The 20,570-nt window shown below is 35.4% G+C and carries 15 protein-coding genes and 1 other RNA gene; 7 read left to right on the top strand and 9 right to left on the bottom strand.

Annotated features, from left to right (window positions below; genetic code table 11):
* Position 1 precedes the first annotated feature (1 nt).
* Entirely contained in the window at positions 2 to 1,027 is a 1,026-nt protein-coding gene (locus LPC23_RS06950; RefSeq protein ID WP_229329095.1) for a threonine aldolase family protein, read from the bottom strand.
* Between the two features lie 89 nt (positions 1,028 to 1,116).
* Between LPC23_RS06950 and prfB the strand changes: the two genes are divergently transcribed.
* The 3 genes from prfB to LPC23_RS06935 all read left to right on the top strand — a co-directional run bounded on the left by prfB (position 1,117) and on the right by LPC23_RS06935 (position 5,081).
* A protein-coding gene (gene prfB / locus LPC23_RS06945) for a peptide chain release factor 2 (protein WP_229323956.1) occupies positions 1,117 to 2,215 on the top strand; the annotation gives its coding sequence in 2 pieces (ribosomal slippage) (positions 1,117 to 1,179 and positions 1,181 to 2,215; 1,098 coding nt in all).
* Between the two features lie 142 nt (positions 2,216 to 2,357).
* Positions 2,358 to 3,356 carry a UDP-3-O-(3-hydroxymyristoyl)glucosamine N-acyltransferase gene (lpxD, locus tag LPC23_RS06940; protein ID WP_229323954.1) on the top strand — a complete coding sequence of 333 codons (999 nt, stop codon included), beginning with the start codon at positions 2,358 to 2,360 and terminating at the stop codon, positions 3,354 to 3,356.
* 96 nt (positions 3,357 to 3,452) lie between these two features.
* Entirely contained in the window at positions 3,453 to 5,081 is a 1,629-nt protein-coding gene (locus LPC23_RS06935; protein WP_229329094.1) for an acyl-CoA carboxylase subunit beta, read from the top strand.
* 47 nt (positions 5,082 to 5,128) lie between these two features.
* Here the strand turns inward: LPC23_RS06935 and LPC23_RS06930 are convergent, their stop codons facing one another.
* Both LPC23_RS06930 and LPC23_RS06925 read right to left on the bottom strand, forming a co-directional pair.
* On the bottom strand, positions 5,129 to 6,169 hold the full coding sequence (locus LPC23_RS06930) for an AMP-binding protein (protein ID WP_229329093.1): 1,041 nt from the start codon (positions 6,167 to 6,169) through the stop codon (positions 5,129 to 5,131).
* A gap of 21 nt (positions 6,170 to 6,190) precedes the next feature.
* Entirely contained in the window at positions 6,191 to 7,102 is a 912-nt protein-coding gene (locus LPC23_RS06925) for a CPBP family intramembrane glutamic endopeptidase (protein ID WP_229329092.1), read from the bottom strand.
* A gap of 76 nt (positions 7,103 to 7,178) precedes the next feature.
* Between LPC23_RS06925 and arsC the strand changes: the two genes are divergently transcribed.
* Both arsC and LPC23_RS06915 read left to right on the top strand, forming a co-directional pair.
* Entirely contained in the window at positions 7,179 to 7,523 is a 345-nt protein-coding gene (gene arsC / locus LPC23_RS06920; RefSeq protein ID WP_229329090.1) for an arsenate reductase (glutaredoxin), read from the top strand.
* A gap of 89 nt (positions 7,524 to 7,612) precedes the next feature.
* Positions 7,613 to 10,072: a TonB-dependent receptor gene (locus LPC23_RS06915; protein ID WP_229329089.1), complete on the top strand. Its 2,460-nt coding sequence runs from the start codon at positions 7,613 to 7,615 to the stop codon at positions 10,070 to 10,072.
* Between the two features lie 69 nt (positions 10,073 to 10,141).
* Here the strand turns inward: LPC23_RS06915 and LPC23_RS06910 are convergent, their stop codons facing one another.
* Positions 10,142 to 10,312 (bottom strand): hypothetical protein, encoded by a 171-nt coding sequence (locus LPC23_RS06910; protein ID WP_229329087.1) that lies wholly within the window; start codon positions 10,310 to 10,312, stop codon positions 10,142 to 10,144.
* 111 nt (positions 10,313 to 10,423) lie between these two features.
* A complete protein-coding gene (locus LPC23_RS06905; protein WP_229329086.1) occupies positions 10,424 to 11,641 on the bottom strand; it encodes an NAD(P)-dependent oxidoreductase in 1,218 nt (405 codons plus the stop codon).
* 224 nt (positions 11,642 to 11,865) lie between these two features.
* Here LPC23_RS06905 and LPC23_RS06900 point away from each other — a divergent pair, with 224 nt between their 5' ends.
* Together LPC23_RS06900 and ssrA are read left to right on the top strand one after the other, a co-directional pair.
* Entirely contained in the window at positions 11,866 to 13,065 is a 1,200-nt protein-coding gene (locus LPC23_RS06900) for a serine hydrolase domain-containing protein (RefSeq protein ID WP_229329085.1), read from the top strand.
* Positions 13,066 to 13,261: 196 nt separating this feature from the next.
* Positions 13,262 to 13,658, top strand: a transfer-messenger RNA (tmRNA) gene (ssrA, locus tag LPC23_RS06895).
* Between the two features lie 68 nt (positions 13,659 to 13,726).
* Here ssrA and LPC23_RS06890 read toward each other — a convergent pair.
* The 4 genes from LPC23_RS06890 to menA form a co-directional block, all read right to left on the bottom strand.
* Positions 13,727 to 17,152: a methylmalonyl-CoA mutase family protein gene (locus LPC23_RS06890; protein WP_229329084.1), complete on the bottom strand. Its 3,426-nt coding sequence runs from the start codon at positions 17,150 to 17,152 to the stop codon at positions 13,727 to 13,729.
* A 112-nt stretch (positions 17,153 to 17,264) separates the two neighbouring features.
* Positions 17,265 to 18,320: an o-succinylbenzoate synthase gene (locus tag LPC23_RS06885; protein WP_229329083.1), complete on the bottom strand. Its 1,056-nt coding sequence runs from the start codon at positions 18,318 to 18,320 to the stop codon at positions 17,265 to 17,267.
* A 6-nt stretch (positions 18,321 to 18,326) separates the two neighbouring features.
* The gene (locus tag LPC23_RS06880; RefSeq protein ID WP_229329082.1) at positions 18,327 to 19,526 is read right to left on the bottom strand and encodes a tetratricopeptide repeat protein; all 1,200 of its coding nucleotides are present in this window, start codon (positions 19,524 to 19,526) and stop codon (positions 18,327 to 18,329) included.
* A gap of 64 nt (positions 19,527 to 19,590) precedes the next feature.
* Positions 19,591 to 20,541: a 1,4-dihydroxy-2-naphthoate octaprenyltransferase gene (gene menA / locus LPC23_RS06875; protein WP_229329081.1), complete on the bottom strand. Its 951-nt coding sequence runs from the start codon at positions 20,539 to 20,541 to the stop codon at positions 19,591 to 19,593.
* Positions 20,542 to 20,570: the final 29 nt, after the last annotated feature.

Raw genomic sequence — 20,570 nt, 5'->3', positions numbered from 1 at the left:
ATTAAAGAGTTAACTTTTCTAAAGTTTCTAAAACATAGGTATGCATCACTTCGCGGTAGTCCAAATGCGTTACAATTCGCAATTTGCCTTGACCCATCGAACTAATTAAAATGTTCTTCTGTTTTAGGATTTCCATGAACTGACTTTCATTGACTTGTGGCGCCAACGAAAATATTAATATATTAGTTTCTACAGGCTCAACCGAAGCTACCCAATCTTTACGCTCTAAAACGGCTGCCAATTCTTTGGCACGACGATGATCATCCGCTAAACGTTCTATATTATGATCCAAGGCATAGATTCCAGCAGCAGCCAAATAGCCTACTTGACGCATTCCGCCACCAAAAATTTTACGAACACGCAAGGCACGATGAATCGTTTTCTTGTCCGCCAATAAAACAGAACCTATTGGTGCGCCTAGTCCTTTGGATAAACAAACCGAAATCGTATCAAATAGTTTTCCGAATTCTTTTGGATCTTGGTTTTTGGTTACCAAAGCATTCCAAATTCGGGCACCATCCAAATGAAATTTTAAATTGTAATCCACACAAACTTGTTTGATTTGGCGCAAATCCTCTAATTCATAACAAGCTCCTCCTCCTTTGTTAGTGGTGTTTTCTACACAAACCAAACTCGTCAACGGACTGTGGTAAAATTCCGGATCGTTAATTGCTGATTTCACTTGAGCAGCCGTAATCATTCCGCGATTGCCATTCAACAAACAACAGGAAACACCGCTATTGAAAGAAACGCCACCACCTTCGTAGTTGTAAACGTGCGCATATTTATCTGCAATTAATTGTTCGCCCGGTTGGGTATGCAATTTGATTGCCGTTTGATTTGCCATCGTTCCTGAAGGGAAAAACAATCCCGCTTCCATTCCGAATAGTGCTGCTACTTTAGCCTCTAATTCAATTACTGTTGGGTCTTGTTTGTACACATCGTCGCCTACAACTGCATTGAACATGTATTGTAACATTTCGTGTGTAGGCTTTGTAATCGTATCGCTAACTAGGTTTATTTCCATTTTTATGTTGTTATAGTGAAGGACAAACAATAGTCGAATTGTCTTTCCTTAAAAAAGTCTTATTTTTGCCTCACAAAATTACATAATTTATGACAACTACCGAACAAATAAAAGGTATTGTAGAACGCCTTGGTGCGTTGAGGAGGTATCTTTGACGTTGATGCCAAATTAATTGAAATTACAAACGAGGAAGAAAAGACCTTTGCACCTGACTTTTGGAACAATGCCAAAGAAGCTGAAATCGTTGTCAAAAACCTTCGAAACAAGAAAAAGTGGATTGAAGATTACAACAAAGCTGTTGAGCTGAGTGATGAATTGCAGTTAGCGTATGAATTTTACAAAGAAGGCGAACTTTCGGTAGAAGAATTAGACGAACAATATCGTGCCACCGAGTTGCATATAGAAAGCATTGAATTCAAAAATATGCTTTCGGAAGAAGGAGATACTTTGAGCGCCGTGCTACAAATTACGGCTGGTGCCGGAGGTACAGAAAGTTGTGATTGGGCCTCTATGTTGATGCGAATGTACTTGATGTGGGCTGAAAAACAAGGCTACAAAGTCAAAGAATTGAACTTCCAGGAAGGTGATGTAGCGGGAATCAAAACTGTGACTTTGGAAATTGAAGGCGATTATGCTTTTGGTTATTTGAAAGGAGAAAATGGTGTGCATCGATTAGTACGAATTTCGCCTTTTGATAGCAATGCCAAAAGACATACGTCGTTTGTTTCTGTTTATGTGTATCCGTTAGTAGATGATACCATCGAAATAGACATTAATCCAGCAGATATCGAAATTACTACTGCTCGTTCCAGTGGTGCTGGTGGACAAAATGTAAATAAGGTAGAGACTAAAGTACAATTGGTACACAAACCAACAGGCATTCAGATTCAATGTTCGGAAACGCGTTCGCAACACGATAATAGAAACCGTGCGATGCAAATGCTTCGTTCGCAATTGTACGAAATTGAGTTGAAAAAACAACTTGCCCAACGTGCCGATATTGAAGCAGGTAAGATGAAAATTGAATGGGGATCGCAAATTAGAAATTACGTAATGCACCCCTACAAATTAGTCAAAGACGTTCGTAGCGGATTCGAATCAACCGATGTAGATGGCGTGATGAATGGAGAAATTGACCATTTCTTGAAAGCTTATCTGATGATGATGGGACAAAAAGAAGAAGAATAAACTTCATTTTAAACTCAAAATACAACTCCTCAGCTTTCTAATTAAGAATAGTTTGAGGAGCTTTTTATTTTCAAAAAAGTTGTGATTTCATCTTTAATTGATTTTATTTGAATTAAATACTGTTATTAACCAACCTAAAACTATGAAATCGTATTCTATTCAAGAGATCAACGAAGTACTCAAAGGTACTATTGTTGGATCAATTAACCCCACAATTACCGCTCCTGAACAACTAGACGAAGCATCTGCAACTGAAATTACTTTTATTGGTCACCGAAAATATGAAAAAAATTGGGCTACTTCAAAAGCCTGTGCTGCTGTAGTCAACGAAGATATTAGCATCGAACCTGGAGACAATCGGATATTTATCAAAGTAAAAAATGCCGATTTAGCGATGTCACAGGTATTGGAACTTTTTGCACCGCCAAGTCCCGTATTTCATGTCGAAATTCATCCAACTGCCGTAATTGATGCTTCAGCTACAATTGGAAAAGGGAGTAAAATTGGAGCCAATGTGTATGTTGGTCCCAAAACAACCATCGGAGAAAATACCATCCTCTACCCTAACGTAACCGTTTTGGACGAATGTTCCATTGGAAATAATACTGTAATTTGGTCAGGAACTGTAGTTCGTGAACGTTGTCATATTGGTCATCATTGTATCATCCATCCTAATGCGACTATTGGCGCTGATGGTTTTGGTTTCAGACCTGATCCTGAAAAAGGCTTGGTGAAGATTCCGCAAATTGGGAATGTCGTGATTGGAAATGGCGTTGAAATTGGGGCTAACTCTTGCGTAGACCGAGGGAAATTTAGTTCTACCGTTTTAGGCGACGGCTGTAAAATTGACAATTTAGTTCAAATTGGTCACAACAGTAAACTAGGTCGTTTTTGTATTATGGCTGGAAACTCTGGATTGGCAGGTTCTGTTACTTTAGGAACAGGTGTTATCATTGGCGGAAGCGCTTCTATTAAAGACCACACAACTCTTGGCGACGGCGCTATTGTAGGTGCGGGTTCAGGAGTTGTAAGTAATGTAGAGGCGGGAAAAACCGTTTTAGGTTACCCAGCCGTTGATGCTAGAGATGCATTAAAACAATGGGCGATTTTAAAACGTCTTGTAGAAGATTCTAAAAAATAGTCCTACAATTTTATCAAAAATATAACATCTACAACCATACAAAATGGTTGTATGATTTCGTATTTTCGCTTTCTAATTTGACAAAAAAGCATTTCAATGGATTTGAATTTCAATAAAAACGAAGATCACAACAAATTATTACTTTCGGAACTCCGCAGAAAGTTGGGAGAAGTAAAACTGGGAGGCGGAGAAAAACGCATTCAAAAATTACATGCTGAAGGAAAAATGACAGCACGTGAACGTATTGATTATTTACTTGATGCTAACGAAAAAAGTATTGAAATTGGAGCCTTTGTGGGCGAAGGAATGTACAAAGAACACGGCGGCTGTCCATCGGGCGGGGTCGTAGTTAAACTAGGATACATCAAAGGAAAACAATGTATTGTCGTTGCCAATGATGCGACTGTAAAAGCGGGTGCTTGGTTTCCAATAACCGCTAAGAAAAACCTTCGTGCGCAAGAAATTGCCATGGAAAATCGCATTCCTATTATCTATTTAGTGGATAGTGCTGGGGTGTATTTGCCTTTACAAGATGAAATTTTTCCTGACAAAGAACACTTTGGTCGCATATTCAGAAACAATGCCTTAATGAGCAGTATGGGAATTACTCAAATTTCGGCAGTGATGGGAAGTTGTGTGGCTGGCGGGGCGTACTTACCCATTATGAGTGACGAAGCTTTAATTGTAGACAAAACCGGAAGTATCTTTTTAGCCGGAAGTTATTTAGTGAAAGCCGCTATTGGCGAAAGCATTGACAACGAGACATTAGGTGGTGCAACAACGCATTGCGAAATCTCAGGAGTGACTGATTATAAAGCCAAAGACGACAAAGACGCTTTGGACAAAATAAAAAATATCGTTGATAAAATTGGCGATTATAACAAAGCCGGTTTCAACCGAATCAAATCAGAAAAACCTGCTCAAGACGAAAACGAATTGTATGGCGTGTTACCAAAAGCACGCACCGATCAATACGATATGATGGAAATCATCAAGCGAATGGTGGATAATTCCGAATTTGAAGCCTACAAAGAAGGCTACGGTCAAACTATTATCACGGGTTATGCTCGAATTGACGGTTGGGCTGTGGGAATTGTAGCCAATCAACGAAAAGTAGTCAAAACTAAAAACGGCGAAATGCAATTTGGTGGGGTGATTTACACCGATTCAGCAGACAAAGCAACACGATTTATAGCCAATTGCAACCAAAAGAAAATTCCGTTAGTGTTTTTACAAGATGTAACTGGATTTATGGTAGGTAGTAAATCGGAGCATGGCGGTATTATAAAAGACGGAGCTAAAATGGTGAATGCAGTTTCCAATTCGGTAGTGCCAAAATTCACTGTCATTGTTGGCAACTCTTATGGAGCAGGAAACTATGCCATGTGTGGCAAAGCCTACGATCCCCGTTTGATTGTGGCTTGGCCGAGTGCTGAGTTAGCTGTAATGGGTGGTACACAAGCTGCCAAAGTATTGGCGCAAATTGAAGCCAATTCACTTAAAGCAAAAGGAGAACAAGTTGATGAAGCCAAAGAAGCTGAATTGTTTGCCAAAATAAAAGCGCGTTATGACGAACAAGTGTCGCCTTACTATTCCGCATCTCGATTATGGACTGATGCCATTATTGATCCTATAGAAACGCGAACATGGATTTCGATGGGAATTGAAGCGGCCAACCACGCTCCTATTGAGAAACCATTTAATTTAGGGGTGATTCAAACATAAAATAAAAAGAGAGGTAATTACCTCTCTTTTTTTATTCTCTAAATTAATTAACCAATACTTTGGTCTCGTATTACTTTACCGGTAGCAGTTCGCTTAAATTCTGAAATAAATACAATCTCTTTTGGTTTTTCGTATTTGTCTAAAACTTCAAAAATAGATTCGTCAATTGGCATTAATTCCCCTTCCACATACAAGACTAATTTTTCTCCTAAAAGTTCATCTGCTTGTCCGTACACAAAAAAGCAGTTTGAAATTGAGGATGCTAGTTTTTCTTCTATTTGCTCCGGAATTAATTTGATCCCGCCGCTATTAATCACGTTATCAATACGGCCTTTCCAAACAAACTGAGTATCTGAAATTAATTCGGCCAAATCATTAGTCTTGATAGTTTCAGTACTAATTTTATGCGCATCAATCACTAAACACTGTCTGTCATCAATTGTGATTTTTACATTAGGCAAGACCGAAAAAGCACTCTCTCCTATTCGCTTTGCTGCAATATGCGTAATCGTTTCGGTCATTCCGTAAGTTTCATAAATCTGAGACGGAACCTTAACTAACTCTTGTTCTAAAGTTTTATTTACTTTGGCACCTCCAATAATTAACGTTTTAATTCGGCCTAAGTCTTTCATAGAATTTTTAGCTTGTAAAGGCACCATTCCACAAAAATCAAAAGATCCTTTTACTCCTTCTAATGGATGCGAACTTGGTGCTACAAATTCCATGTCTAAACCTAAAATAAAGGCTCTTACAAACATCATTTTACCCGCAACATAATCCGTTGGCAAACAATGTAATACTTTTTGCCCTGGTTGTAAATCAAAAAAATCACCTGTTGCTAAAGCCGAATTGACCATCGCTTGTTTGTCTACACGAATATTTTTTGGTACTCCTGTAGAACCCGAGGTATTCATTTCCAAATAGGGTTTTGCATCAAACCAATCCAGAATAAATATTCCCAGTGGTTTCTCATAATTTTCGCCTTCTTTAATAAACGAATAGGCAACACGAAGTAAATCGTCTTTGGTAAAACTAAAGCCATTTAATTTGAACTTGTTGTGAACGTTTTGATAAGTTACTGTACTCATTAGTATTTATTTAAGTAATATTTAAAATCTTCCTGTTAATTTTTCACCCCAATTAGACCAATGGTATTTTTTTGCAAAAACCAAAATTAGCATTGGAAAAATAATACTCACCGGTAAAATGATATCAAAGAAAACACTTGGATCTGAGGTACTTTTTAAAATGGAATGGGTTTGAAATGCAGTCCAATCCGAAGTGACCAATAAAGCTGCGATAAAATTATTGGCAAAATGAAAACCCAAGGCTAATTCTATTCCGTCATCCATCAAAGTGATAATTCCTAGAAATAAACCTGTACCGATATAATAGATTAAAACAGAATATCCCATTTTATCTACTTCGGGATTATAAATATGAAGCAATCCAAAAATAACTGACGTCATCAATAATGGAAACCATTTGTTTTTTGCCAAATTTCCAAAACCTTGCATCAAGTATCCTCTAAATATTAATTCTTCACAACCTATTTGGAAAGGAAAAAGTAATAATCCAATACCAAATAAAATCAAAAATGGAATCCAATTCAACTGAACTATGAAATCCTCTGGATACAAAATGTAAACAACAACTGTGGAAACGCTTGAGATTCCAGCCCAAATAGAAAATGAAAATAAGACGCGTTGCCAATCTATCTTAGTTCGAGATGTAATGATTTGTATAAATGATTGTTTGTGAAAAAACCGAACTAAAGCATATAATTGAAAGAACACAAAAAGAAATGAGACTAACATCAAAAACAAGCTCAGATTGGAATCAAAAAAATTCATAGTTGCTTCATACGAACTTGGATAAGGAGTCTTTTCAATATAAGACTTGAGAAGTACTCCCAAGGTAAAAGGCAATTGCCCAACTATAGAAGCACAAAACAAAATAAAAGAACCCACTAAATATTTCCAAAATACTGATTCTTTTGTGCTAACTTGTTCTAAAAACATAGTTTGATTTGTAAAATTATGTCTCTAAAATACAGTTTTAATTTCAATTTTCATTACTTCGCAAAAAATTAATACTATGATTGAAATATACCACAACCCGCGTTGCGGAAAATCAAGAAACTGTTTGGCATTAGTTTCTGAAAAAGAAGAAGCAATTACTATTATCAAATACCTGGAAAATCCTTTGTCAACTCAAAATCTTAAAGAGTTACTTCAAAAACTCAACTTTAAACCAATTCAATTGGTTCGAGTAAAAGAAAAAATTTGGATTGAAAATTTTAAAAACAAACAACTTACCGACGAAGCGATTATTCAAGCAATGGTTGATCACCCTATTCTAATTGAAAGACCAATTGTGGTAAAAGGAAACAAAGCTATTATAGGAAGAGTAATCGATGAGTTGAATCAATTTATTTTGTAAATAACGTATTTAACTTTTATTTATGAACTGACTAATGTAACCTTTTCCAGTTTATAGAGTCTAAACACCGTAATTAAAAATCATAATTGATGAAAAAATTAAATGCAATTGCATTAATCCTACTGTTTTTAAGCAGTATTATAAGCTTTGGTCAACAAGCACCAATTAAAGCAAAATTAAAAGTAACAGGTAAAGTTGTTGAAAAAACAACCAACCAACCTCTTGAATATGCAACAATAACATTACGCCTACCAGACAATCCTAAAGCAGTTGCGGGTGGAATTACCAACAACAAAGGGGAATTTGCTGTAGAAGTCAACCCAGGCACTTATGCAATTTCTATAGAATTTATTTCATTTAAACCTACCGAAATAAAATCGAAATCAATACAGAGCAATACGAATTTAGGAACAATTGCACTCTTAGAAGATGCAGCGCAATTAAACGAAGTTGTTGTCCGCGCTGAAAAAACAACAGTTGAGATAAAATTAGATAAAAAAGTTTTTAATGTAGGTACCGATTTAATGGTAAAAGGAGGTACAGTAAGTGATGTGCTTTCGAATATTCCATCTGTGTCAGTTGACGTAGAGGGAAATGTTAGTTTGCGTGGTAATGAAAATGTCAGAATCTTAATTGATGGGAGACCATCGAATGCAATCAATATAGTCGAAGCACTGCGAATTATTCCTGCTGATGCCATTGACAAAGTGGAAGTAATTACCAATCCATCTGCAAGATATGACGCAGAAGGCGGTGGCGGAATCTTGAATATTATCTTGAAAAAGGGAAAGAATCAAGGGTTTAATGGAACATTCATCGCTAGTGGTGGGATTCCAGAAAATACTGGTTTGACAGGAACTGTAAACTACAAAACTAAAAATGTTAGTTTGTTTACTACACAAGGCTATAGTTTAAGAAGTAGCCCTGGAAATATGATTAATGAAACTGCCTATCTTAATCCAGATAATTCAGTTAAAAATTATATTATTGAACCTAGAACCAATGATCGATATGGTAAAGGGTATAATGCCAACTTGGGGATGGATTTAAATATCAATAAATCTACCACTTGGACCAATACTGTAAATTACAGAAATAATAAAGGGATCAATAACGATTTGGTTTTTCAAAATTACCGAACTGCTTTAAATGAATTTGACAATACAAGAACTCGTTTGAATAGAGAGGACAGTGACAGTGAAAATTTTGAATACACTTCTAATTTTGTAAAAAACTTTAAAAAACCAGGTCATAAATTTAGCATTGATGGTTCGATTTCGTCAAATAATGATGACAATACAGCATTTATTACCGAAACTGCTACGAACACGACCGCAATCAAAATAGACAATACAATCAATAATCAGAAACAAGACAGAATTTTAATTCAAAGTGATTATGTGCTGCCATTGAAGAATGGAAGTCAATTTGAAGCGGGTTATAGAGGTGATTTTTCTGAACTGTTTACTGATTATGAAGTAATGATTAACGGTGTCATTAATCCGAATTTTACCAATATCCTTCAATATAAAGAAAAGGTAAATGCTTTGTATTCTCAGTACGGTTTCAAAAAAAATAAAGCCTCATTCCTTTTAGGTCTGCGCTATGAGGATTCTAATATTGAAATCAATCAGTTGGCTACATCAGATTTTAACACCAAGAAGTACGGTAATTTCTTCCCATCTGCATTTTTTACATACGAGTTATCAGATAAGGCAAGTACATCTATAAGCTATAGCCGAAGAATTCAGAGACCTCGCGGAAGATTATTAAACCCATTCAGCAATTTATCTAGTAATATTAACATCTTTGTTGGTAATCCTGATTTAGATCCATCCATGACAGATGCAATAGATTTTGGTTATATAAAACGTTGGTCTAAATTGACATTAAGCACTTCTTTGTATGTAAACAAAACGATTGACGCATTTCAATTTGCTAGAAGAGAATCGGGTAGTTTTGTAAACGGAACTCCAATAATTATTAGTTCACCGATCAATTTAGCAACAGAATATCGTTCAGGATTTGAATTTACCTTAAATTATTCTCCATACAAATGGTGGAAGTTGAATTCTAACTTCAACTTTTTTAGAAGTGAAACTGATGGCGATTTTACTTATACTAATTTTAATAACGTAAAGATTGTTCAAAATTTTGACAATGTAGCGACATCTTGGTTTAGCCGATTGACATCAAAAATTACACTTCCAAACAAAATTGATTGGCAAACCAATTTAATGTATATGGGTGGTCAAACTAATGCGCAAGGTAGAGTGATTGGTAATTTTAGTGCTAATCTTGCCTTCAGTAAAGATGTGATGAAAGATAAAGGAACATTTACTCTAAATGTAAGTGATGTTTTTAATGGTCGAAAAAGAATTATGGAGACTTTCTTACCTGGTGTAATTAGTTCAAGATCTGAAATGCAATGGCGAGTAAGACAAGTCACTCTTTCCTTCACGTACCGCTTTAATAAAGCTAAAAACGAAAGAGAAAGACAACCAAAGAGATTAAACGATGGTGGTGGTGATATGGAATTTCAAGGTTAAAAGTATAGGTTAGGTTAATTCATAAAAAAAGCTCCATAAATGGAGCTTTTTTTTTGTAAAACAAACTATTTAATTAGATTGCTCTTCTTTCTTTTTTGCTTTCTTTTCTTTGTAAGCTTCCCAAGAAGCTCCACCTACCCAATACGACACGAATCCAACTAAAAAAAACATTAGCCAAAAACCCATTGTCAAAATAGTTAAGAAAAGTAAAAAGCCTAAGTACTGTGAAAAAGTAAACATATTTTCCGGAATTAAGTGTATACAAGTACAAATGTAAGTTTAATATTTTGTCCCGACAACAAAAAAATAAAAAACAAATCGTTAAAATTTCAAGATAGACCTTACTAGTGCCTATCCTAAATCTACATAATCTTGCAAGTATTTAAATCTATCGGTTAATCTACCGCTATCTGTAATTTTAGCTCGATGCAAAAGTCCGTCTACATCGCCGCTCATTAGTGCTGGAAACACATGCTTAATGAACTGTTCTCCAAAGCCATCACTAGCGTCTTTAGGCAACTCACAAGGTAAATTATCAACAGCCATTACAACAATTGCTGCTGGATGAAAAACATCTACTTCGGTTCCCTCAGAAGGTAAATAACCGTAAAAAGGTTCAGCGATTGTAGAAGCGCGAACTGTACACGCAATTGGACCATCTACATCACAGGAAATATCAGCTATAACTTTGATCTTGCAATCTTGTGATTTTAGCATCTCACGAGAAAGAATTTGAGGCGCTCCATTGCCATAAAAATGTCCAAAAATTGCAATATCTGCTACATTAGCAAATCTGGCAAAATCAGATTCATACTCTTCTGGATGGTGATAAAAATCATTGTTATCGGTTGATCCTCCATCTTTTCTTTTGTTATACTCCAATACATCTATTTGTACATAAACCGCTTGAGTATATTTTTTCGATAAAAAATCAGCCACACCAACACGCTTAATTTTCATTGCATCCAACATTTCGATACAACCAGAACCTACTTTTCCTGTACCTGTTACTACAATTTTTAAGGGAGGTAAGACCTGACGTTTCAAATATGAAATTAACATGGCTTGATCCGATAAGGTTTCAGCTTTGGGTAACTTAAACAATTCAAATTTTACTCCAAAAGCCCTGAACGCATTATACGTTCCTACTATTCCTGCATATTTACCGAAACCGATAAGTCGCTTTTCATCGGCATCAACTATGGTTTCATGATCGTATAATGTAATATTGTTTTCCAAAATTTCCCTCAAAAGCGCTTGATTATGAGGCTGCTTTTTAATTGTATGAGAAAAAAAGAAATAGGATTTATTTGGAATTAAATTAACTAAAGGCACTTCCTTAACTCCAATTAAAACATCACAATCAGCAACATTATCAGTCACTTCTATCCCTAAAGATTGATAGTCTTCGTCTTTATATACACGATTTTCTGAACTTTCTACTACAAATTGAGCAGTAGGATACAGCTGTTGTAGCTGAACTATAGCAGTTGGCGACAAAACCACTCTTCGATCAGGGGGATTTTTACGTTCTCGAATAATTCCAAATCTAAGAGCGCTTTTACTCATAATTTACTAATTTTATTAGGTATGTAACCTCACAAATTTAATAATTAAAAAATCAACTTAAAACTATTTTAAGAATTCAATAGCAATCTATTTTTAAAAAAGATTGAAATACAATAAATTAGAAATTTAATAACAAAATATGTGAATAAAAAGTGATTGATAATTTAAAAAAAGTATTCTAAAATAGATGTATTCAATATATTTGTGCATCAAGTGCCACAAAAATGAAATATATTAATACATCCTATTCTCTGTCAATTGTACTATTACTTTTTCTAGTAAGTTCATGTAAAAAAGTAGAATTCGAAAACACTATAAAAGATTCTGAACTTCCTAAAAATGTTTTGCCAAAAATGAAGCCTTTGGTAGAAGAACCTTCATTAGATGGCAACTTTATTTCAAATACTCGTAAAAAAATTGCTCATTTTTACAATAAGAATTGGCCTAAAAAAAGAGCTAATGGTGCTTTTTTAGTTGCAAAAAACGGTCAAATTGTTTTTGAAAAATACGATGGATTAGCCAACTTCAATAAAAAAGATACAATTACCGCATCTACTCCATTACACATAGCCTCAGTAAGTAAAGTAATTACAGCGGCTGCAGTTTTAAAACTTGCGAATGCCAAACGTTTGAGTTTAGATCAAAAAGTGAAATCCATTTTAAAAGAATTTCCTTTTGAAGATATAACAGTAAGAATGTTACTCAACCACCGAAGTGGACTGCGTAATTACGCCTATTTTACAGATAGAAATGACGGCGTTTGGGACAGACGTAACAGATTGAAAAATCAAGACATATTAAACATTTTAGCTACCAAAAATATAGGTGTAGAATCCAAAGCCAATACCCGATTTGCTTATTGCAATACTAATTATGCATTGTTAGCATTAATCATAGAAAAAATAACAGGCACTAGTTATAAAGACGCTATGGCTGAAATGATTTTCAAACCTCTAGGAATGACTAATACATTCGTATTCGACTATGAGAAAGATAAAAATCGGATTGTTCCTTCCTACAAAGCCAATGGAATAGAAATCGGTAAAGATTATCTCGATGAGGTTTATGGAGACAAAAATATATTTTCAACCGCTAGAGATTTGTTAAAATTCGACCGAGCTAGAAATAGAAAAGATTTTTTAGAGCCAGAATTAGCTAAACAAGTCTATGTTGGCTACAGCAAAGAAAAGGAAGGTGAGAAAAATTATGGTCTAGGCATACGAATGATTAATTGGAAAACAGGTCAGAATTTTTATTTTCATAACGGTTGGTGGCACGGAAATACTTCATCTTACATAACACTTCCAAAAGAACAAGTAACTATTATTGCTTTGTCCAATAAGATGAATAAAAGTACTTATAATGTAAAAAAAGTAGCTCCTTTATTTGGCGATTACCCATTTGAAATGGATACTGAAGAATAATTCGATATATGATATTCGATATACAATCCCGACGCTTCGGGACGATATACGATATTCGATCCCGACGCTTCGGGACTATTATATGATTTATGATTTGGAATTTGAATTACCAAAATCAATTCGTTTTTATCATTAAAAAAGATTTACCTTTGCAACTCCATTTTCGGAACAGTTTTTGACTATTCCAGGTCATTATGGGGTCGACTGGTTTTGACAGCAAGTCGAATTGAAAAGTAAGCAGGTCGAGAACTGAAGTAATTCTCGTTAATAAAAGGCTTCACACTTTTTACACGGCGAAGGAAACTACGCTCTTGCTGCATAATCTGAATCATAGTAAGATTAGCCTCGTCCTACCAGGTAGGAAAGCAGGATTCTCCTCAAAGGCTTTGGTTTATAGCATTTGATCTAGGGGAATCGTAAATATAAACCTAGAGTATCGTAAGTTTTGGGCGGTACTTGAAAATAAAAAAACTAAGTGTTTTGTGGCTGTTTCTGGCCTAGCAAAACATCGAAAATTCAATCAGGAAACAAGCCTGTAGAAAGCTCTTTAGTTGCTTGTTTGGACCCGGGTTCGATTCCCGGCGACTCCACAAAAAAACCTGATAATCAATTGATTATCAGGTTTTTTTTTTAAAAAACTATAATTTCATTTATAAGTCAATTACATATTTCGTCTGTATTGTCCACCCACTTCAAACAACGCATTGGTAATTTGTCCTAACGAACATACTTTGGTAGCCTCCATTAACTTTTCAAAAATATTTTGATTATTAATCGCTGCGTCTTGAATACTGTTCAATTGTTCAGTTACTTTTTCGGCGCCCGAATGATGTAGATTATGCAACATATCAATTTGATATTGTTTTTCTTCTTCCGTTGCACGGATAACCTCTGCAGGAATAACAGTTGGTGAACCTTTTGAACTTAAGAAGGTATTTACACCAATAATCGGAAATTCACCTGTATGTTTCAAGGTTTCGTAATACAAACTTTCTTCCTGAATTTTGGAACGTTGGTACATGGTTTCCATTGCACCCAATACTCCGCCACGTTCTGTAATTCGGTCGAATTCTTGTAAAACAGCCTCTTCGACTAAATCGGTTAATTCTTCAATAATAAACGAACCTTGAATTGGATTTTCGTTTTTCGCCAAACCTAATTCTTTATTAATAATCAACTGAATTGCCATAGCTCTACGAACTGATTCTTCTGTTGGAGTAGTAATGGCTTCGTCATACGCATTCGTATGTAAGGAATTACAATTGTCGTAAATCGCATACAAAGCTTGTAGTGTAGTACGAATATCATTAAAATCAATTTCTTGCGCATGTAACGAACGCCCAGAAGTTTGAATGTGGTATTTCAACATTTGCGCTCTTTCGTTGGCTCCGTATTTGTTTTTCATGGCTTTCGCCCAAATTTTACGAGCTACACGACCAATAACCGCATATTCTGGATCCACTCCGTTAGAGAAAAAGAATGATAAATTCGGACCGAAATCGTTGATGTTCATTCCGCGACTCAAATAGTATTCTACATAAGTGAAACCATTGGCTAAAGTGAATGCCAATTGCGTAATTGGGTTCGCTCCTGCTTCAGCAATGTGATAACCTGAAATAGAAACCGAATAAAAATTACGAACGTTTTGTTTGATGAAATACTCCTGTACATCACCCATTAATCGTAAAGCAAATTCAGTAGAGAAAATACAAGTATTTTGTGCTTGATCTTCTTTTAAAATATCCGCTTGAACCGTACCACGTACTTGTGCTAAAGTTTTGATTTTTATATCTTGATACACCTCAAAAGGTAAAACTTGATCTCCCGTTACGCCTAAAAGCATCAACCCTAATCCATTATTCCCTTCTGGTAAATCGCCTTGATACGAAGGACGTGTTACCCCTTTTTGCTTATAAATTTCGTTGATTTTAGCTTCAACTTCAGCCTGCAAACCATTTTCAATAATGTATTTTTCACAGTTTTGATCGATGGCCGCATTCATAAAGAAGCCCAACAACATTGGTGCTGGTCCATTAATTGTCATGGAAACAGAAGTCATTGGATGACTCAAATCGAAACCAGAATACAATTTTTTTGCATCGTCTAAACAACAAATTGAAACTCCAGCATTACCAATTTTTCCATAAATATCAGGACGAATGTGAGGGTCATTTCCGTACAAAGTCACCGAATCAAAAGCCGTTGATAATCGTTTTGCTGGCAATCCTGCAGAAACATAGTGAAAACGCTTGTTAGTTCGTTCTGGTCCTCCTTCACCTGCAAACATTCTACTTGGATCTTCGCCTTCTCTTTTAAATGGATACAATCCAGAAGCAAAAGGGAATTCTCCAGGAACATTTTCTTGTAAATTCCATTTTAAAATATCGCCCCAAGCTTGGTATTTTGGCAAAGCTACCTTTGGAATTTGCAAATGCGAAAGCGATTCGGTATGTGTTGCAATTTTAATTTCTTTATCTCGAACTTTAAAACTATACACTGGATTTTTATATTTATTCACTTTTTCGTCCCAAGTTAAAATGATTTCCCAGTTGTAAGGGTCAAGGTTCATTTTTACTCGGTCGAATTCTTTAGTCAATAACGAAACGAAATCTTTGTTATCGGCATTGATTTTTAAAGAATCTTCAACTATTCCTGCTTTATCTAATTGTGGTAAATTACCGTTAACCGATTCCACAGTTTTAAAAATTCCGTATAATTTTTGAGCTACTTCTACTTGAGAAAGTACCGTTTCATCGTATTTTCTATTGTTTTCTGCAATTTCAGATAAATAACGGGTTCTATGAGGTGGAATTACGAAAATCTTCTCGCTCATTTCACGCGTAATTTCAAAAGTCGATTGTAAATCAGCTCCTGTTTTTTCTACAATCTTATCCATTATGGATTTGTACAGCGTATTCATTCCTGGATCGTTGAATTGTGAAGCGATAGTTCCAAAAATTGGCATCTTATCTGTATCTACATCCCATAAATTATGATTGCGTTGGTATTGTTTTTTTACATCACGAATGGCATCTAAAGCACCACGTTTGTCGAATTTATTCAGCGCCACTAAATCGGCAAAATCCAACATATCGATTTTTTCTAACTGTGTTGCAGCTCCAAACTCGGGAGTCATTACGTATAACGAAACATCTGAATGTTCTAAAATTTCGGTATCCGATTGTCCAATTCCAGACGTTTCTAAAATTATGATATCGTATTTAGCCGCTTTCAGAACTTCAATTGCTTCAGCTACATATTTTGATAAGGCCAAATTGGATTGACGAGTAGCCAACGAACGCATATAAACTCTTGAATTGTTAATCGCATTCATACGAATTCTATCGCCCAATAAAGCGCCACCAGTCTTACGTTTTGAGGGGTCAACCGAAATCAATCCGATTGTTTTTTCTGGGAAATCGATTAAAAAACGACGAACCAATTCATCTACTAAAGATGATTTTCCTGCGCCACCTGTACCGGTAATGCCCAAAACAGGAATTTTAGAGGTTTCATTCTTTTGGTGAATTTCGTCAAAAACCGATTTAGCAATTTCTGGAAAATTCTCAGCAGCCGAAATTAATCGTGCAATAGCTGTTGGATTTTTTTCTTCTATGTGCGATAATTCACCCGTTAATTTATCTCCAATTGGATAATCGGAACGTTTGACCAAATCATTAATCATACCTTGTAATCCCATAGCACGGCCATCATCTGGAGAATAAATTCTTTCGATGCCGTACTCGTGTAATTCTGAAATTTCTGAAGGTAAGATAACGCCTCCGCCTCCGCCAAATATTTTGATATGACCAGCTCCTTTTTCCTTAAGTAAATCGTACATGTATTTGAAATACTCGTTGTGACCTCCTTGATAAGACGTCATTGCAATTGCATTCGCATCTTCTTGAATGGCAGTATTTACAACTTCTTCAACGCTTCTGTCATGTCCAAGATGAATTACCTCTACACCAGTGGCTTGTATGATTCTTCGCATGATGTTAATGGCTGCATCGTGTCCGTCAAAAAGCGACGCTGCGGTTACAATTCTTACTTTATTGATAGGAATATAAGGAGTTTGTGAATCCATTTAACAATACAATTTAAATTAAATTACGAATTTATAAATTATCGAATAAAAAATGCTTCAAAAATATTTAAAATTTAAAAAAACATTATAAAAATTGAGAATACAACTAATTTTATTGTGATTCCAATTCATTTAGGTTTAAATTCGACCAAGGAGAACTCTTCCTGTACCATAATTGTCCTTGATCAACAGTCAAAGGACAATCAAAATTATTAGTATATAAGGCTCCAGTTCCTAATCCTTGAGGCATTTGATTGTTCTGTAAAAAAGTCCATTGAGCTATAGCATTCAATCCAATATTACTTTCTAAAGCCGAAGTAATCCACCAACCTATTTGGTGCTTTTCAGCTAATGAAATCCACTCTTGCGTGCCTCTAAATCCACCTACGAAACTAGGCTTCAAAATAATATATTGAGGTTTGATTTTTCGCAATAAGGCCTCTTTTTCTTCCAGTCCAAAAACACCAATCAACTCCTCGTCTAAAGCAATTGGAAATGGCGTGGTTTTACATAGCTCTGACATACTGTCAGTATTGTTTTTTTCAATAGGTTGTTCAATACTATGTAAATCAAATCCAGATAATTGAATTAATTTATCTAAAGCTTTATTTTTATCAAAAGCACCGTTAGCATCTACTCGTATTTCAACTTCTTCAGCAGTAAAATTAGCTCGGATAAATCGCAATAATTGCAATTCTTTTTCAAAATCAATTGCGCCTATTTTCAATTTTACACATCGAAATCCATCTGCTAATTTTTCTTCAATTTGTTCCTTCATAAACGCTTCCTCTCCCATCCAAATCAGCCCGTTAATTGGAATCGATTTTTGACCTTCAGTAAAGTCAGAAGGAAAGAGTAAAAAAGGTGTTTCGCTCTCCAAAGATTGGAATGCCATCTCTACTCCAAATTGAATCGAAGGAAATTCCATCAAGGTTTCCCAAAGCAAGTCTTTACCCAAATGAATATTAGCACAAGTCCAGGCCAATTTTTCTTCGTAATCCGGACGATCATCACAACTAAGCCCACGAAGTATTCCACACTCGCCTATTCCCTTTTTGCCGTCTTGTTCCAAAACGATAAACCAGGTTTCCTTATCCGTCATAACTCCTCTGGAAGTTCCCGAAGGACGTTTAAAATGCAGTAAATACTTGTGATAGGTTGCTTTCAAAAGGAATTATTCTAAAATTTTTAAAACAGCATTGAAGTTTTCATCTTGAATTCCTACTTTTTGAAAAGCATCGAAATCCAATTTTGTTTTTTGCGTCCAACTTAAACTATCCGTAACATTTTGATTGGAATAGGTTTTATGAATTGCTTTAGCTGACTTATAATTCCCATTCAGCAAATAAGCATGCGCTAAATTCAATTGAATCAACAGCTCTGTAGTATCTAATTTTTCGCCTTCTTGAAGTATTTTAAGCGCTTTACTGTATTGCTTTGTAATCAAATAGTAATAACCAAGTGTATTGTAGTCGGTTACTTTAGCCTTACCGTTGTTGATTATAGTGTTCATTTTAGCAATTGCAGCGCCATAACTGCCCTTTTTTGCCAAAACTGCGGCTTGTGTGCGTAAATCTGAATTGAATGCGTCAGAAGCGCCCGTTTCGTTAAAACAAATTGTCCCAAAATCTTTAAAAGCTTTATTGCGTTCTTCAATTAATAATTTTTGAAACTCTTTGAACGAGTATTTTGATTGGATTTTATCTGAAACACAAACACAAAAATCACCTGAATTGGTCATTTTTTGAGCTAAATTAGAGGTTTTACATTGATCAATAATCGCTTTGCGATTTTCTTTGGTCCAACCACGACTCAATTTGTAATCTACCCAAGGCACTACTTCAAGAACAATCTTTTGATTCATGATCCAGTTTTTACTTTCGAAACCAAACCACAATAGATTATTTGATTTTAAACAAGTAGATTTATCCATAGACAGGCGTTTTGCGTCTTTACTGACAGGTTCATCTTGAATAAAACAAGCTTCTTCTGTATTTCCAGTAGTCACATAATTATTTGCCGCATCATCCTTAGAAAAAATAGCATATTTGCATTTGTCGTCTCCCGATATTTTCGAAACCAAAAATACAGCTCCAGCAGAACCCTGACTGATTCCTGTCGGGTCTGGAATCGCTTTTAAAACCGAAACCAGGCTATTCGCCATTTGTTGGTTTTTGTCCAAAAGCGTAATACGGTAAATTACTTCAGTAGTCCCTGTTGGTAAATCGTCAATCTTAATTAATATGCGATCGCGAGCTGAAACCACCACTTCTTTTGTAGTTGAACGTTCTTTGTCCCAATACCCTTCTTTCTGCGCAAACAGCATTGGAATAGTAATAAAAAAGAAAATGAACGAACTTATAATTTTTAACATAGCTGATTAATCTCTGTATTGTATTTTACTCCTAGTTGATTTGAAAATTGATATTGATATTGTGTTACGAATTGTTTACAATTAAGTCCGAAAAGAAAAAAATCATACACAACGCTAACAATACCGAAAGCGCAAATGTGCTCAATGCTACTTTTTTTAATTCGGGATCTAATAACTTGTTATTTTGATTTTTACGAACAGTTATTAGATGTTTTACTAAAGGTAAATAAGCAATTAAAAACAAATACTGATCAAAGTGAAAATCATTCAAAACAGCAAAAATCAAAACCAAAAACATGGCTCCTATAATCAAGAAGTAATGGTATTTTTTAGCATTTTCAATTCCCATTTTTACGACCAACGTATTCTTTCCTGATTTTCTATCCGAGGCCTCATCACGCATATTGTTCAAATTCAGCACCGCTACGCTTAAGAAACCAATCGCTGTTGCTGGCAAAATCAAAATCGCATCCAATTGTTTGGAATACAAAAAATTAACTCCGAGCGTACTTACTAATCCGAAAAAAACAAATACAAATACATCTCCAAAACCACGGTAACCGTAGGCTGAATTACCCACTGTATAACGAATAGCTGAAGCGATGGCTGCAATACCTAAAATCAAGTAAAATAACGAATAGCCTAAATTTTGCGCTCCAAAAGCCAGATAAATTAAATAAATAGCCGAAAATAAAGTCAATCCTGAAGTCAGGATAATAGCGCTTTTCATAGCCTTAGGAGTAATTACCCCTGACTGAATAGTTCGCTTTGGACCCACTCTGTCTTCGTTATCCGTACCTTTAATTCCGTCGCCATAATCATTGGCAAAATTCGAAAGGATTTGCAATCCTAAAGTAGTTAGAATAGCAAAAGCAAAAAGTTTCCAGTTGAAAACTTCGGTTGGAGTAAGCACATCATCCGTTGGATTGGCCAAGGCATACATACTTCCCACTATAATTCCAGAAACTGATAAGGGCAAGGTTCTCAATCGAGCGGCTTCTATCCAGTGTTTCATTTTTTAGGTTATGAGTTTAATTAATAGGT

The organism is Flavobacterium ammonificans, from assembly GCF_020885975.1.
GTDB lineage: Bacteria > Bacteroidota > Bacteroidia > Flavobacteriales > Flavobacteriaceae > Flavobacterium > Flavobacterium ammonificans.
Note: the sequence above shows the minus strand (reverse complement) of the source record. Positions and strands in the feature narration are given on the sequence as shown.

Excerpts from the sequence above, each read along its gene's own strand:
- LPC23_RS06915 (WP_229329089.1), top strand. The coding sequence starts at position 7,613 with ATGAAAAAATTAAATGCAATTGCATTAATCCTACTGTTTTTAAGCAGT.
- LPC23_RS06880 (WP_229329082.1), bottom strand. The coding sequence starts at position 19,526 with ATGTTAAAAATTATAAGTTCGTTCATTTTCTTTTTTATTACTATTCCA.
- lpxD (WP_229323954.1), top strand. The coding sequence starts at position 2,358 with ATGAAATCGTATTCTATTCAAGAGATCAACGAAGTACTCAAAGGTACT.
- LPC23_RS06930 (WP_229329093.1), bottom strand. The coding sequence starts at position 6,169 with ATGAGTACAGTAACTTATCAAAACGTTCACAACAAGTTCAAATTAAAT.
- LPC23_RS06900 (WP_229329085.1), top strand. The coding sequence starts at position 11,866 with ATGAAATATATTAATACATCCTATTCTCTGTCAATTGTACTATTACTT.
- arsC (WP_229329090.1), top strand. The coding sequence starts at position 7,179 with ATGATTGAAATATACCACAACCCGCGTTGCGGAAAATCAAGAAACTGT.
- LPC23_RS06910 (WP_229329087.1), bottom strand. The coding sequence starts at position 10,312 with ATGTTTACTTTTTCACAGTACTTAGGCTTTTTACTTTTCTTAACTATT.
- menA (WP_229329081.1), bottom strand. The coding sequence starts at position 20,541 with ATGAAACACTGGATAGAAGCCGCTCGATTGAGAACCTTGCCCTTATCA.
- LPC23_RS06890 (WP_229329084.1), bottom strand. The coding sequence starts at position 17,152 with ATGGATTCACAAACTCCTTATATTCCTATCAATAAAGTAAGAATTGTA.
- LPC23_RS06935 (WP_229329094.1), top strand. The coding sequence starts at position 3,453 with ATGGATTTGAATTTCAATAAAAACGAAGATCACAACAAATTATTACTT.
- LPC23_RS06925 (WP_229329092.1), bottom strand. The coding sequence starts at position 7,102 with ATGTTTTTAGAACAAGTTAGCACAAAAGAATCAGTATTTTGGAAATAT.
- LPC23_RS06950 (WP_229329095.1), bottom strand. The coding sequence starts at position 1,027 with ATGGAAATAAACCTAGTTAGCGATACGATTACAAAGCCTACACACGAA.
- LPC23_RS06905 (WP_229329086.1), bottom strand. The coding sequence starts at position 11,641 with ATGAGTAAAAGCGCTCTTAGATTTGGAATTATTCGAGAACGTAAAAAT.